The organism is bacterium, from assembly GCA_026129405.1.
In the GTDB taxonomy this organism is placed as follows: Bacteria; Desulfobacterota; Binatia; order DP-6; family DP-6; genus JAHCID01.
Genome location: JAHCID010000009.1, coordinates 52,701 through 66,577, shown reverse-complemented (window position 1 = coordinate 66,577; position 13,877 = coordinate 52,701). Strand labels below are relative to the sequence as shown.

Annotated in this window: 15 protein-coding genes; 4 read left to right on the top strand and 11 right to left on the bottom strand. The window is 73.8% G+C overall.

Going from position 1 to position 13,877, the window contains the following annotated elements:
- Positions 1-6: 6 nt before the first annotated feature.
- The 4 genes from KIT14_23055 to KIT14_23040 form a co-directional block, all read right to left on the bottom strand.
- Complete coding sequence (locus KIT14_23055; protein ID MCW5893404.1) at positions 7-594, bottom strand: hypothetical protein; 588 nt, start codon at positions 592-594, stop codon at positions 7-9.
- Positions 591-1,001 (bottom strand): hypothetical protein, encoded by a 411-nt coding sequence (locus KIT14_23050; protein ID MCW5893403.1) that lies wholly within the window; start codon positions 999-1,001, stop codon positions 591-593. Before KIT14_23050 ends, KIT14_23055 begins: the two co-directional genes overlap by 4 nt.
- On the bottom strand, positions 998-1,498 hold the full coding sequence (locus KIT14_23045; protein ID MCW5893402.1) for a hypothetical protein: 501 nt from the start codon (positions 1,496-1,498) through the stop codon (positions 998-1,000). Before KIT14_23045 ends, KIT14_23050 begins: the two co-directional genes overlap by 4 nt.
- Positions 1,499-2,178: 680 nt before the next feature.
- Positions 2,179-2,976 carry an IclR family transcriptional regulator gene (locus KIT14_23040; protein MCW5893401.1) on the bottom strand — a complete coding sequence of 266 codons (798 nt, stop codon included), beginning with the start codon at positions 2,974-2,976 and terminating at the stop codon, positions 2,179-2,181.
- A 208-nt stretch (positions 2,977-3,184) separates the two neighbouring features.
- Between KIT14_23040 and KIT14_23035 the strand changes: the two genes are divergently transcribed.
- Both KIT14_23035 and KIT14_23030 read left to right on the top strand, forming a co-directional pair.
- The gene (locus KIT14_23035; GenBank protein MCW5893400.1) at positions 3,185-3,895 is read left to right on the top strand and encodes a dienelactone hydrolase family protein; all 711 of its coding nucleotides are present in this window, start codon (positions 3,185-3,187) and stop codon (positions 3,893-3,895) included.
- Positions 3,896-4,801: a methionyl-tRNA formyltransferase gene (locus tag KIT14_23030; protein ID MCW5893399.1), complete on the top strand. Its 906-nt coding sequence runs from the start codon at positions 3,896-3,898 to the stop codon at positions 4,799-4,801.
- A gap of 24 nt (positions 4,802-4,825) precedes the next feature.
- Here the strand turns inward: KIT14_23030 and KIT14_23025 are convergent, their stop codons facing one another.
- Positions 4,826-5,743: a hypothetical protein gene (locus KIT14_23025; GenBank protein ID MCW5893398.1), complete on the bottom strand. Its 918-nt coding sequence runs from the start codon at positions 5,741-5,743 to the stop codon at positions 4,826-4,828.
- 113 nt (positions 5,744-5,856) lie between these two features.
- Entirely contained in the window at positions 5,857-7,173 is a 1,317-nt protein-coding gene (locus KIT14_23020; GenBank protein ID MCW5893397.1) for a sigma 54-interacting transcriptional regulator, read from the bottom strand.
- A 128-nt stretch (positions 7,174-7,301) separates the two neighbouring features.
- Between KIT14_23020 and KIT14_23015 the strand changes: the two genes are divergently transcribed.
- Together KIT14_23015 and KIT14_23010 are read left to right on the top strand one after the other, a co-directional pair.
- Complete coding sequence (locus KIT14_23015; protein MCW5893396.1) at positions 7,302-7,721, top strand: hypothetical protein; 420 nt, start codon at positions 7,302-7,304, stop codon at positions 7,719-7,721.
- Positions 7,718-8,680, top strand: coding sequence for a DUF3105 domain-containing protein (locus KIT14_23010; protein MCW5893395.1), 963 nt, complete (start codon positions 7,718-7,720; stop codon positions 8,678-8,680). Before KIT14_23015 ends, KIT14_23010 begins: the two co-directional genes overlap by 4 nt.
- On the opposite strand, the gene KIT14_23005 is transcribed toward KIT14_23010, so the two are convergent.
- Genes KIT14_23005 through KIT14_22985 form a run of 5 tightly spaced genes read right to left on the bottom strand, consistent with a single transcriptional unit; the run spans position 8,681 to position 13,874 of the window.
- Positions 8,681-9,079: a hypothetical protein gene (locus tag KIT14_23005; GenBank protein MCW5893394.1), complete on the bottom strand. Its 399-nt coding sequence runs from the start codon at positions 9,077-9,079 to the stop codon at positions 8,681-8,683.
- Between the two features lie 2 nt (positions 9,080-9,081).
- Entirely contained in the window at positions 9,082-10,281 is a 1,200-nt protein-coding gene (locus tag KIT14_23000; protein MCW5893393.1) for an amidohydrolase, read from the bottom strand.
- Positions 10,278-10,793, bottom strand: coding sequence for a hypothetical protein (locus KIT14_22995; protein MCW5893392.1), 516 nt, complete (start codon positions 10,791-10,793; stop codon positions 10,278-10,280). The genes KIT14_23000 and KIT14_22995 overlap by 4 nt, the downstream gene beginning before the upstream one ends.
- A complete protein-coding gene (locus KIT14_22990) occupies positions 10,790-12,274 on the bottom strand; it encodes an ATP-grasp domain-containing protein (protein ID MCW5893391.1) in 1,485 nt (494 codons plus the stop codon). The genes KIT14_22995 and KIT14_22990 overlap by 4 nt, the downstream gene beginning before the upstream one ends.
- 4 nt (positions 12,275-12,278) lie before the next feature.
- Complete coding sequence (locus tag KIT14_22985) at positions 12,279-13,874, bottom strand: methylcrotonoyl-CoA carboxylase (protein MCW5893390.1); 1,596 nt, start codon at positions 13,872-13,874, stop codon at positions 12,279-12,281.
- Positions 13,875-13,877 lie beyond the last annotated feature (3 nt).

The following is a 13,877-nucleotide window of genomic DNA, read 5'->3' as shown; positions in this document are numbered from 1 at the left end:
CCACAATCAGCACGGAGGCTGCCGGCGTGCCTCCGCCGCTCGGCGCAGCCCGTGCAGCATCTCCCAGCGGATCAACCCGCTGAACGGTCCGATCAGCATCCAGTACCAGGAGAAGCGCCGGCCCGCGGCCGCGTCGCAGCACGCGACGCGCGTCTCGGTGACGACGCGCGTGCTGCGCTCGGCCAGCGGCTCGAGACGGATCGTCATCGCGGCCTTGGCCCAACCCGGCTCGGCGAAGCGCCGGAACGTGTCGGCGTCGGGGAGGCGCCGGAGCGCCTGCGTCTCCCGCAGCGCCCAGAAGCGTCCGGCGATGCCGAGGACGATCTCGCGGCCCGGGCGCTCGACGAGGATGGAGAAGCCGGTGGCTCCCATGGTGTCGCGGAGCGCGCCGCGCTTCGTGCCGAGGCCGCGCAGCCTGAGGAGCAGGCCGGTGATGAACGAGCCGCTGAGGATGTCGTCCTCCGTGAGCGCGTCCCAGGTATCGGCGACGGGCGCGCCGACGTCGAGCTGGTGACGGCTGCGGACGTCCCAGCGGGGCAGGAGGTCGTCGAGCAGGTCGGCCGCGCCCGGCGTCGGGTCTGCTGCGGCGGTCATCGCACCTCCGTGCGGCGTCGCGCGTGCAGCACCAGCGGCCCGAGCGCGAGCAGCAGCCAGAAGCCCGAGACCGGCGCGATCAGCACGCCGGCGACGCCGAGAGCGACGAGCCCGCGTCCGAGGCCGCCCAGCACCCAGTCGGCGCCGGTGTCCTCCGCGCGATCGACGAGCCACGCGAGCAGCGCCAGCACCGGCGTGAAGAGCAGGAACCAGAACGCCGCCGAGCGTTCGACCGGCACGACGACCGCCGGCAGCCACGACGACGCGTCGGGCACGACGCGCGGCACGAGCGAGCCGACGACACCGTCGTGCAGCATGGCCGCGAGCGGCCCGTGGAAGAGCCAGACGCCGACGACGGCGTGCCCCACCGCCGTAGCCAGCAGCAGACGTCCGGCGAGATGCTTCATGACGTCCTCACTTTCAGTGCGTCGGCCGCGAGCGGCTCGCCGCGGGTGAAGGCCGCGATCCCGGCTTCGAGCAGCGAGAAGAACGCCGTCAGCGCGTCGAGCCGGGCCTTGATGAGCTCGGCGCGCTCGGGGTCGGCGTCGGGGAGCGCCCGCGCGCCCTCGTCGGCGGCGAGCAGCACCTGGCGCACGTTGAAGCGGTAGCGGCGCTCGAGGATCTCGAGGAACACGCGCCAGAAGTCGGTGGCCGCCTCGTAGTGGTCGCGGCGCGAGCCGCCGACGCGCACCAGCCGCACCAGGTGCCAGTCGATCAGGCCGCGCACGTTGACCGAGATGTTGCTCTTCGACTGCCCGAGCTCGCTGGCGATGTCGTCGAGCGCCATCGGCTGGGGCTGCAGATAGAGGAGGGCGAAGATGCGGCCCTGGAGCTGGTTCACGACGCCGGAGGTGGCGGCGGCGCTGCCGAGGCCGTCGACGAAGATCGCGGTGGCTCTATCCATGAGGTGAACGTTTGGAACGTTCTGAACGTTCACTCAATATGGCGTGCGCGGCTCCGTGACGTAGGGCCGATCAGCTCATCGGCAAGCACGGCTCGATGGGTAGCGCCTCCGGCGGTATCTCTTTGGGATCGTTGCGATATGTATCGCGGACGAGCCCGCGCGGCTCGTGTCCGTGCCCCTCTGCGCCCGCAGTGGTGGCGCGCGTACGCGACGCCCACTCCTCGTACGATCCGCGAAGGGCGAGCCACGCCGACGGCGCGCGCCAGCGTGCGGGTGGCGGGGAGCAAGGGCCGAACGTCCGACGAGCGGGCGCTTGGTCACCGTCCCCGGGTTCTTCTTCCCATCGTCCCACGACCCCGGGGGGCAGTGTCAGACGGGCGGCGGGTCGGTTCAGAGCGGCGCTGGCAACTGGAGGAGCGCGATCGTCCGCCGCACCATGCGCTGACGTCCATGCCTGGCGAGGCGTCAGCGGCACGTAGTGTACGTTGCCTTCGATCACGGCCAGCTGGCGCACATGTCCCGCGCGCACGACCAGCTCCGCACCCGGGAGGCGACGCCCGGTAGGCGCGCCGCGAGCCGCGCGGACGGCATTCGTCCGGGTTGCAGACGCGACCCGAAACGCGCGCGTGCTCGGCGAGCACCCTACGGACCGGAGCCCGGTAGGGGGGCAGGCCCCCGGGTCAGGCCTGGGCCTTCTGCACGCCGACGTCGGACCCGAGCCGGCTCGACAGCTCGCGGCCCGCCTTCACGATGAGCGGCGCCAGCTCCTTGTCGATGCGCTCCGCCTGGAAGCGATAGGCGGGTCCGGCGACCGCCATGGTCGCCACCACCGTGCGCGTGTAGTCACGGATCGGCACGGCGACGGCGCGCACGTCCTCGACGTGCTCGCCCATGTCGATGGCGTAGCCCTGCGAGGCGACCTTCTCGAGCTGCTGCTGCAGCGCGCTGCGGTCGACGGGTGTGCGGTCGGTGAAGCGCTGGAGCGCGTCGGGGACCAGCGCGCGAAAGTCGTCCTCGGTCTCGAAGGCGAGATAGGCTTTGCCGGCGGCGGTGCAGTGGAGCGGCAGCGCCTCGCCGAGGCTCGGGACGATGCGCACGGGACGATCCGCCTCGACGACCTCGACCGGCACCATGCCGCCGCGGCGGAGGACGGCGACGTAGACGGTCTCGCGCGCCTGGCGTACGACGTCGGTCATGATCGGTCCGGCCTGCCGCAGCAGCCCCATGTGCTGCACGTAGGCCTGGCCGAGCTGGAGGCAGCGGATGCCGAGGCGGTAGTTCTCGGTGGCGCGGTTCTGCTCGATGTAGCCGCGTGACTCGAGCGTCGCGAGGAGACGGAAGACGTTGTTCTTGTGCAGCTTCAGCCGCTTCGACAGCTCGGTGACGCCGAGCTCGTCGCTGTCGCGACAGAACTGCTCCAGCACGTCGAGCGCATGGGAGACGGACTGGATGACGTAGTTGGTCTTCTCGCGGCGCATGGTTCGCTCTGCGAAAACGCGTTTTAGGCTACGACGCTCCCCGGAGGGTGTCAACGCGCGCATCCGGTCCCTCAGGTCGAGGTGGTTTGCTTGGGAAATCGCTTATTTATGGCGCGCGATGGGCCGTGCGCGAGCGACTAAACGTCGTCTTGACAGCAGCGTTCGACTCGGGAAGAGACGGGCGCCGAACGAGGAAGGGAGCCGAGCGATGAGCGTGCAGACGGAGATGATCGAGGTGCCGACGCCCGCGGGAACGATGCCCGCGCAGCTGTCGATCCCGGCCGGCGCGGCGAAGGCGCCGGCGGTGATCGTGATCCAGGAGGCGTTCGGCCTGAACGACCACATCAAGGACGTCGCACAGCGCATCGCCGCCGAGGGCTACGTCACGCTGGCGCCCGACATGTTCTACCGCGGCGGCGCCGGTCGCACCGCGGGCTACGATCAGCTTCCCGATGCGCTGCGCCTCATGGGCGAGCTCCGCGACGACGCCATCGTCGAGGACGTCGCCGCGGCCGTCGCGTTCCTCCAGCAGCACCAGGGCGTGCGCGGCGACCGCATCGGCATCACCGGCTTCTGCATGGGCGGACGCGTGAGCTTCCTCGCCGCCGCCGCGCTGCCGGGGAAGATCACGGCGGCGGCGCCGTTCTACGGCGGCGGCATCCCGATCGACCGCACGAAGGAGCTGACCCAGCCCGTGCTCGCCTTCTTCGGCGCCGACGACCCGTTCATCCCGTTGGACTCCGTCGAGGCGCTGCGCGCCGAGGCGAAGCAGCACGGCAAGCACATCGACGACGTCGTCTATCCGAAGGCGCCGCACGGCTTCTTCTGCAACGAGCGCGACTCGTACCGCCCCGAGGCGGCGAAGGACGCGTGGGAGCAGCTGAAGGCCTTCTTCGCGAAGCACCTGAAGGCCGCCTGAGTGCGCGTTCTCCTCGTCGGCCAGGCCGCGTTCGCCGAGAAGGTGCTCGAGGGGCTCGTCGCCGCGGGCGACGAGATCGTCGGCGTCGTCTGCCCGCCGGATCGCGGGCCGAAGCCCGATGCCGTGAAGGCCGCCGCGCTCGCGCGCGGCATCCCGGTGCATCAGTGGAAGAATCTGAAGGGCGACGACGCCCGCGCCGTGTTCACGAACGCGCGTGCCGACCTCGGCGTGCTCGCCTACGTCACCCAGATCGTGCCCGAGTCGCTGATCGGGCTGCCGCGTCACGGCACGATCTGCTTCCACCCGTCGCTGCTGCCGAAGTATCGCGGCGGCAGCGCCATCCCGTGGCAGCTCATCAACGGCGAGACGACGACCGGCGTCACCGTCTTCTGGACCGACGCCGGCATCGACACCGGCCCGATCCTCCTCCAGCGCACCGCCGACGTCGGCCCCGACGACACCGCGGGCAGCCTCTACTACCAGAAGCTCTTTCCCCTCGGCGTCGACGTCGTGCTGGAGAGCGTTCGGCTGGTGCGCGAGGGCCGGGCGCCGCGCGTGCCCCAGGACGACGCGCAGGGGACGTACGATCCGCTCCTCACCGACGCCCATGCGCGCATCGACTGGACGCAGCCGCAGCAGCGCGTGCACGATCTCGTCCGCGGCTGCGACCCGCAGCCGGGCGCGCACACGACCGTCGCAGGGAAGACGCTGCGCCTGTTCGACCCTCGCCGGGTGGACGGCGCGGGCGCCCCGGGCACGGTGCTGGCGGTGGGCGCCGACGGGATCACGATCGCGACTGCCGGCGGCGCGGTGCGCTGCGCGCGCGCCCGCGGCGACGGCGCGAAGGCCGCCGCCGCGGAGGTCGCGGTCGCGATGGGCATCGCAGGCGGCACGCGGCTCGGCTGAGCCGCGGGCCGGCCGCGTCGTACCTCAGAAGGTCATGAAGTCGAACGGCTTCGGCTGATCGCAGCCGAGGTTGATGTCGAGCCGGCCGCGGAGGCGGACGTTGACGTTCACCGCGAAGCCGAGATCCTGGCCGCGCGGGATCGCGGCCGCGGCGATGATGCTGCCGCCGGGGCGATGCGCCTGCAGGGTGCCGAGCACGAAGGGGTACTCGGGGTCGGGGGTGGTGATGGTGCTGGCGTCGTGCACCGTCACGCTCGGGCAGCCGACGGTGCCGCCGGCGCCGCACTTCCACGTTACCCGCTGTCCGCGCGTGAGGCCCGGCTGCGTCGTGTCGACGCCGTTCTGGTCGACGTCGTACACGCTGCTCATCTCCGGTCCGTCGTTGGGGCCGTCGGCGACCGCCAGCGCCGCCTGATCGGCCCCCGACACCGAGCCGGCCGCGGTGCCGGTGCGGACGTTGGGCTTGCGGACGTTGAGCCAGTGCATGGTCGGCGCGCTCCACTGGCTGCAGCCGGTGGCGTCGCAGGCGCGCGGCAGCAACTCGGTGTAGACGCCGCCGACGCACGTCTTCGCGGAGCCAGCGGCGGGCGTCAGCATCACCGTGGTGCCGAGACGCAGCCCCGTGAGCCGCCAGACGCCGCCCGAGTCGGCGGTCGTGCTGCCGAGGAAGATGGCGTTGCCGCCGTTCTTCCAGCTGCACCAGCCGAAGCGATCCTGGCCGTCGTTGGTGCCCTCCTTGAAGTTGCGCTGCCGGAACCACAGCTGCACCTGGACGCCGGGCGCCGCGAGGCCCTCCACGGCGTCGAGGTCGTTGTTGGTCGCGGTGATGCGGTAGATTACCGGCTGCCAGCTCACCGAGTGGACGGTGACCGCGCGCAGCACGAGCACCGCTGCCAGCGCGGCACCTCCGGTCACGGCGAGAACCTTCGCTCGAGTCGTCATGCGCACCTCCTCGGGGCGGGCAGGCGTCGCTGGTGCAGGCAGCGTGCCGGCGCGCGAGGGCGCCGCGGCGGCGGCCCGGCGGCGCGACCACCGCGCGGGTGAAGCCGGGGCGTTCATGCCGTTTCACGCGCCGGGGCGCCGAGCGGATCGCGGATGCCGTGCCGCTCCATCCGGCGCCACAGCGTCACGCGCGAGATGCCGAGCGCGGCGGCGCTGCGCTGCCGGTTCCAGCGGTGATCCTCCAGCACGCGCAGGATGCGTGCGCGCTCGTCGGCCCACAGCCCGCCGCCGAGGACGTCGCCGGAGCGCAGGAGCGCGCCGAGATCGGCGCCGGTCGCCTGCGCCGTGATGCAGAGCGACTCGACGGTGTTCTCGAGCTCGCGCACGTTGCCCGGCCACGGATGCTCGCCGAGGACGCGCAGTGCGTGCGGCGGCGGCGGCGCGAGCACCGTGCCGTGGCGCTCGTTGAAGCGCGCGAGGAAGTGGGCGACGAGGATCGGCAGGTCGCCGCGTCGCTCGCGCAACGGCGGCAGGCGGATGGTGAGGACGCGCAGCCGGTAGAAGAGGTCGCGGCGGAACGCGCCGTCCTCGACCATGCGGGCCAGCTCGCGGTTCGCGGCCGCGACCAGGCGCACGTCGACCCGTCGCACCGTCGTCGCCCCGAGCGGGCGGACCTCGCGGTCCTGCACCACGCGCAGGAGCTTCGCCTGGAGCGCCAGCGGCAGGTCCTCGATCTCGTCGAGGAACAGGGTGCCGCCGTCGGCCAGACGCAGTGCCCCGGGACGGTCCTGCACGGCGCCGGTGAACGCGCCGCGGGCGTGGCCGAAGAGCTCGCTCTCGGCGAGCGTCTCGGGGATGGCGGCACAGTTGAGCGGCACGAACGGTCGCGCCGCGCGGCGGCCGACCGCGTGGACGGCGCGCGCGACGACCTCCTTGCCGGTTCCGGTCTCGCCTTCGAGCAGGACGGTGGCATCGGTGCGCGCCGCGGTGCGCACGAGGCGGCGCACCGCCTGGATGGCCGGGCTGGCACCGACCAGCCCGGGGAGCGGGGCGTCGTCGCCGGCCGGCGGACGCGCGCGCCCGGGCGGCGGATGGAGCAGCTCGGCGACGGCGGCGGGCAGCAGCTCGTCGAGCCCGTGCAGCGGCCGGCAGTCGGCCGCGCCGGCGCGCAGCACGGCGACCGCGACGCTGGCGCGATCGAGCGCCGTCACGACGACGAGCGGCGCGGTCGAATGCCGCGCCCGCAGCGCGGCGATGCGGTCGGCGACCCCGTCGTCGACCGCCCCGGGACCGAGCACCACCAGGGCGGGCGCGCCGTCGGGCGGCGGCCCCGCGACCGGGACGATCCGCACCTCGGCCCGCGGCGCCGCGCGTGCCAGCGCCAGGGTGAGCGTGCGGGGCGGGTCGTCGTCGACGAGCAGGATCCGCATCGGCGTCCCTCCTTCTGCGCCGCCGACGCTGCCGGCGCGCGCGCGCCGCCGCAATTCATGTGACCGGAACACGCGACACCGACAGACCGCGGTTGACGAGGGGACGTCGGATCGACCATTGCGGCGGCATGCGCACGCTCCTTCCGCTCGTGCTCGTCCTCGTCGTCGCCTGCGGACCTAGGGAGCCGCCGGCGCCGATCCCGGTGCCCGAAACGGCCGACCAGGCGTCCGCCGCGCCGGCGGCCGACGCTCCGCCGGCGGCGCTGCGCGTCGACCACGCCTGGGTGAAGGGGGCCGACGACCCGGGCCACCAGCGCGCGATCGCCACGCTGCGCACCCGCGTCGTCGCCGGCGAGGGCATGAGCGCGGCGTGGATCGCGCTCGGCCAGGACGGCAACGTCTGGCACGTCGGCGAGAGCGAGCTCTACGAGTATGCCGTGATCCCGCTGGCGGCGCGCGATCTGCCGGTCGGCAGCGTGTCGCCGGTGATCCCCGGCGACGGCGGGCTGCATCTCTTCCGCATCCTGGCACACGAGTCGGCGGAGTGATCCCGATCCGCGGCGTCCTCGTCGTCGTGGCGCTCCTCGGCACGGTGACGGCGGTGTCGGCGCATCGCGCCGAGCCCGTTCGATGTGCCGATGCGCGCTGGGTCGTGACCGCCGGCGGCGAGCGTCTCGGCGACGGCTCGGGCGCGCCGGTCGTGCTCGTCGTCGCCGGCGGCACCATGACGCTCGACGGCGGCTGCGCGCCGACGGCGCAGCGGCTGCGCGTCACCCGGCGCGGGACGCGGGTCCGTCTCCGCATCGCGTCGTGCGCGGGCCTCCGGGCGGTGCGCGTGCAGGCGGTCCTCGCGCCGTCGTGCGACGCGATCGGCGGGCGCGTGCGCGCGAAGCGGACCAGGCCGACGGCGTTCGCGGCCGCGCCGTCGCGCTGCGACGACGGCATCGCCGACGCCGGCGCCGGCGAGCAGTGCGACGGGGCCGCCTGCGACGGTGCGGTCGTGTGCGTCGGCTGCGGCTGCGGCGCGCCGGTCACCACGACGACGCTGCCGCCCGCCGCCTCCTGCGTGACCAGCGCGGTGCCGATTGCGGGCTTCACCCACGTCCCGGTCGGCTCCGCCATCACCTACCCGAACGATCCGCCGTCGTCGGGCAACCACTATCCGATCTGGGCGCGCTGGGGCGTCTACACGCAGGCGGTCCCGCGCGGCTACTGGGTACACAACCTCGAGCACGGCGGCGTCGTCGTCCTGCATCGTCCCGACGTCGGCGCGGCGTCGGTCGGCGCGCTCCACGCCGCCTTCGACGCCGTCCCGCTCGACCCGGCATGCACGCACCGGCGCACGCTGCTCACGCCGGATCCGCTGATGACGCCCGCCGTCGCGGTCGTGTCCTGGGGCTGGCAGATGCTCTGCGACGGCGTCGACCAGCAGGCGATCGTCGCTTTCGCCGGCGCGCACCGCGGGAACGGGCGCGAGGACCTCTGCGCACAGGGCGGCTATCCGTGATCAGCGCCGCCGCAGCGCCTTGCGCTCGATCCAGGCGCCGCCGAGCTCGGTGACCACGAACACGAGCAGCACGGGCGTCACGCGCGAGAGGAGCACGTAGCCGACGATCCACAGCGCCACCACGCCGCGCCCCCAGACGTCCATCTGCCCGAGCTCGGTGCCGCGGCTGCGGAAGCGGGCGAGGTTCCACAGCACCGCCAGCACGCCCATCAGGTTGATGAACAGGAGGTGCAGCGAGTCGAGCCGGAAGAGCGGCGTGCCGAGACCGAGCATCTCGTCGAGGTCGAAGAGCGCATAGAGCAGCCGCTGCGCCACGATCGGCAGGGCGAAGGGCAGGGTGACGACGAGATCGAACAGCGCCACCCGGCGCAGCGTCGCGACGGTCGCGGCGCGCGCCATGCCTAGCGCGCCGCCTCCGGCGCGAGCCAGCGCAGGGCGACGGCGGCGTGGAGCGCGATGCCGGTCGCGAACGCCGCCTCGTCGAGCGTCATGCGATCGGAGTGCAGCGGGTGCGGGTCGCCCTGCGGCGGGCGGGCGCCGAGGAAGACGAGCGCACCCGGCACCTGCTGGAGGATGTAGGAGAAGTCCTCCGCGCCCATGATGGGCGCCGGCATCTCGTGCACGCGGGCGCGGCCGAGGAGGGCCGCGGCGGTCTCCTGCGCGAAGCCCGCGAAGCCTGCGTCGTTCACGGTGACGGGATAGCCGGGCACGATCTGGACGTCGGCCTCGAGGCCGTGTGCGGCGGCGATGCCCGCGGCGACGCGACGGATGCCGGCGTGCATGTCTTCGCGCGTGCGCTCGGAGAACGTCCGCAGCGTGCCCATCATCTGGGCCGACGACGGGATCACGTTGCCGGTGCTGCCCGCGCGCAGGCGCGCGATCGTCAGCACGGCCGGATCGAAGGCGTCGACGCGGCGGGTGACGAGGGTCTGCAGCGCCAGGACGATCTCGCAGGCGACCGGGATGGGATCGAGCGCGCGGTGCGGCATCGAGGCGTGGCCGCCGCGGCCGCGCAGCTCGACGGCGAGGGCGTCGGCGGCGGCGAGGATCGGGCCGGGGCGCCAGAGGACGCTGCCCGACGGCGACGAGCTGTCCATGTGGATCGCGAACGCCGCGTCGACCGCGGGCGCGTGGGCCAGCAGGCCCTCGTCGATGAGGATCTTCGCCCCGCCGAAGCCCTCCTCACCGGGCTGGAAGAACGCCTTCACCGTGCCGGCGAGGCGGTCGCGGCGTGCGGCGAGGAGACGCATCGCCGACGCCAGCATGGCGACGTGCGCGTCGTGGCCGCAGGCGTGCATGGCGTCGCGCGTCGAGGCGAAGGGGAGGCCGGTCGCCTCGCGCATCGGCAGCGCGTCCATGTCGGCGCGCAGGAGCAGGGTCGGGCCGGGCTTCGTGCCGCGGATGGTCGCGACGATCGCGCTGGTGGCGCCGCCGGTCGCGATCTCGAGGTCGAGCCCGGCGAGCGCATCCAGGACGGCGCGCTGGGTCTCGGGCAGGTCGAGGCCCAGCTCGGGCGCGGCGTGGAGGGCGCGGCGGAGCGCGATGCAGTCGGGCAGGAGGGCGTCGGCCTCCCGGCGCAGCTCGGCGAGGGGATCGATCATGGGTTCTCCTGCGCGGCGATCTCGACGAGGAGCGCGCCGCCGTCGACCATCGCGCCCTCGGCGGCGTGCACGGCCTTCACCGTGCCGGCGACCTCGGCCGCGAGCGTGGTCTCCATCTTCATGGCCTCGAGCACGACGAGCGCCTGCCCGGCCTCGACGGCATCGCCGACCCCGACCGCGACGCGAATCACCTTGCCCGGCATGGGCGCGGTGACGGTGCCCGAGCCGACGCCGCCGGCGGCGCCGCCGCCCGTATCGTCGCCGACCGCGAAGGTGTGCACGACGCCGTCGATCGCCACCAGCACGCGATCGCTGCGACGCGCGACGAACGCGCGGTGCGTGCGGCCGTCCAGCACGACGACCAGCTCCTCGACGCTGTGGCCGTCGGCCGCGGGAAGGGGGAGGGCGACGGGCTCGACGCACGCGTCGACGGCCGCGCCGTCGACCTGCACGTCGTTGGCGCCGACGGCGACGGTGAGCGTGCGCGTGCCGGTGCGCAGCGTCGTCGTCATCGCAGCCGCCACGCCCCGAGCGTGTCCCACGGCGTGGGCACGACGGCGGGACCGTTCGGGCCCGCGGCGCTCGCGTGCGGGCGGCGCAGCGCCGCCGCCGCCGCGATCGCCGCGGCGACGAGGCCGCCGTCGTCGGGGCGCCAGCCGGCGAGGTGCTCGTCGACGAACCCGGTGTGCGTGGCGCCGGCCGCCCAGGCGGGGTGGGCGAGCGCGTCACGCAGGAACGCCTGGTTCGTCGTCGGCCCGAGCGCGACCGTGTCGCGGAGGGCGTCGCGGAGCCGCGTGGTCGCGGTCGCGCGGTCGGGGCCCCAGGCGGATATCTTGGCGAGCATCGGATCGTACTCGACCGGCACGACGGAGCCGGCGCCGAGCGCCGCGTCGGTGCGCACCCACGGGCCCGCCGGCTCCTGCCAGGCGAGCAGCGGGCCGGCGCTCGGCAGGAAGCCGCGCGCCGCGTCCTCCGCGTAGAGCCGCACCTCGATCGCGTGGCCGCGCAGCGCGACGTCGTCCTGCGCGAAGCCGAGCCGCTCGCCGCGGGCGATGCGCAGCTGGGCGACGACGAGGTCGACGCCGGTCACCCATTCCGTCACCGGGTGCTCGACCTGGAGGCGCGTGTTCATCTCGAGGAAGGCGAAGGTGCCGTCCTCGCCGAGGAGGAACTCGACCGTGCCCGCGCCGACGTAGTCGACGGCGCGCGCCGCGGCGAGCGCGGCGTCGGTCATCTGCCGGCGCAGGTCGGGCGTCATGACCGGGCAGGGCGACTCTTCGACGATCTTCTGGTGGCGGCGCTGGATCGAGCACTCGCGCTCGCCGAGGTGGACGAGCCCGCCGTGCGCGTCGGCCAGCACCTGCACCTCGACGTGGCGCGGGCGGACGAGGAGCTTCTCGAGATAGACGCGGCCGTCGCCGAAGGCGCTGGTCGCCTCGCGTGCCGCGGCCGCGAGCGCGTCCGGCAGCTCCGCCTCGGACGCCACCGTGCGCATGCCCTTGCCGCCGCCGCCGGCCGCGGCCTTCACGAGGATCGGGTAGCCGAGGCGCTGCGCCGCCTGCGCGACGGCGTCGATCTGCGTCGGGTCGACGTCGGCGCCGGGGACGAGCGGCACGCCCGCCCTGCCGGCCGTGGTGCGGGCGACGAGCTTGTCGCCCATGGTCGCGATCGCCGCCGGCGCCGGGCCGATCCAGGTGAGGCCGGCGGCCTCGACCGCCCGGGCGAAGGTCGCGTTCTCGGCGAGGAAGCCGTAGCCGGGGTGGACGGCGTCGGCGCCGAGCGCCTTCGCGGCGCCCAGGATCGCGTCGATGCGCAGGTACGACTCGCGGGCCGGCGCCGGCCCGACGCATTCCGCGGCGTCGAGCAGGCGCGGATGGACGGCATGGCGGTCGGCCTCGGAGAAGACGCCGACCGGCGACAGCCCGAGAGCACGGCAGGCCCGCGCGATGCGGACGGCGATCTCGCCGCGGTTCGCGATGAGCACGCGGCGCATCGGCTCACATCCGGAAGACGCCGTAGCGCGTGTCGGGAACGGGCGCGTCGAGCGACGCCGCGATCGCGAGCCCGAGGGCGTCGCGCGTGTCGAGCGGGTCGAGGATGCCGTCGTCCCAGAGGCGCGCCGTCGCGTAGTAGGGGCTGCCCTCCTCCTCGTACTTGGCCCGGATCGGTGCGGCGAACGTCTCCTGCTCCGCGGGCGACATCGCCTGGGTCGCGAGCTTCACGGTGAGCAGTGTCTGCGCCGCCTGCTCGCCGCCCATGACCGAGATGCGGCTGTTCGGCCACGAGAAGAGGAGGCGCGGCGAATAGGCGCGGCCGCACATGCCGTAGTTGCCGGCGCCGTGCGACGCGCCGAACAGTACGGTGAACTTCGGCACCGCGGCGTTGGCGACGGCGTTCACCATCTTGGCGCCGTCCTTGGCGATGCCGCCCTGCTCGTAGCGCTTGCCGACGATGAAGCCGGTGATGTTCTGCAGGAAGAGGAGCGGCGTGCCGCGTGTGCAGCACAGCTCGATGAAGTGCGCGGCCTTCTGCGCCGACTCGGAGAACAGCACGCCCTGGTTCGCGAGGATGCCGACCGGGTAGCCGTGCAGATGCGCGAAGCCGCAGACGAGCGTCGTGCCGTAGCGCGCCTTGAACTCGTGGAAGCGGCTGCCGTCGACGAGGCGCGCGATCACCTCGCGGGCGTCGGTCATCTTGCGCGGGTCGCGCGAGACGATGCCGTACAGCTCGGCGGGGTCGTAGGCGGGCGCCTCGGGCGTCTCGCGCGTCAGGCGCGGCGCGGGCGCTTTCGCCAGGTGTGCGAAGATCTCGCGCGTGATGCGGAGCGCGTCGCCGTCGTTCTGCGCCAGATGATCGGCGACGCCGGAGACGCGCGTGTGGACGTCGCCGCCGCCGAGGTCCTCGGCGCTGACGTCCTCGCCCGTCGCCGCCCTGACGAGCGGCGGACCGGCGAGGAAGATCGTGCCCTGGTTCTGCACGATCACCGTCTCGTCGCACATGGCGGGCACGTAGGCGCCGCCCGCCGTGCACGAGCCCAGCACGACGGCGACCTGCGGGATGCCCGCCGCCGACATGCGCGCCTGGTTGTAGAAGATGCGGCCGAAGTGCTCGCGGTCGGGGAAGACGTCGGCCTGGAGCGGCAGGAAGGCGCCGCCCGAGTCGACCAGGTAGACGCACGCGAGCCGGTTCTCGAGGGCGACCTCCTGCGCGCGCAGGTGCTTCTTCACCGTGAGCGGGTAGTAGGTGCCGCCCTTCACGGTGGCGTCGTTCGCGACCACGACCGCGCGGCGTCCCTGGATCTGGCCGATGCCGGTGACGATGCCGGCGCCGGGGGCGTCGCCGCCGTAGCAGCCGTGGGCGGCGAGCGGCGACAGCTCGAGGAACGGCGTCCCTGGGTCGAGCAGGCCCTCGATGCGGGCGCGCGGCAGCAGCTTGCCGCGCTTGGTGTGCCGCGCGCGGGACTCGGGCGGGCCGCCTTCGGCCGCCGCCGCGCGCGCGGCACGCAGCGTGGCGACCAGCTGCTCCATGTGCGCCGCGTTGGCGCGGAACTCCGCATCCGCCGGGCGGACCTGGGTGGGAAGGCGCATCGCCAGCGC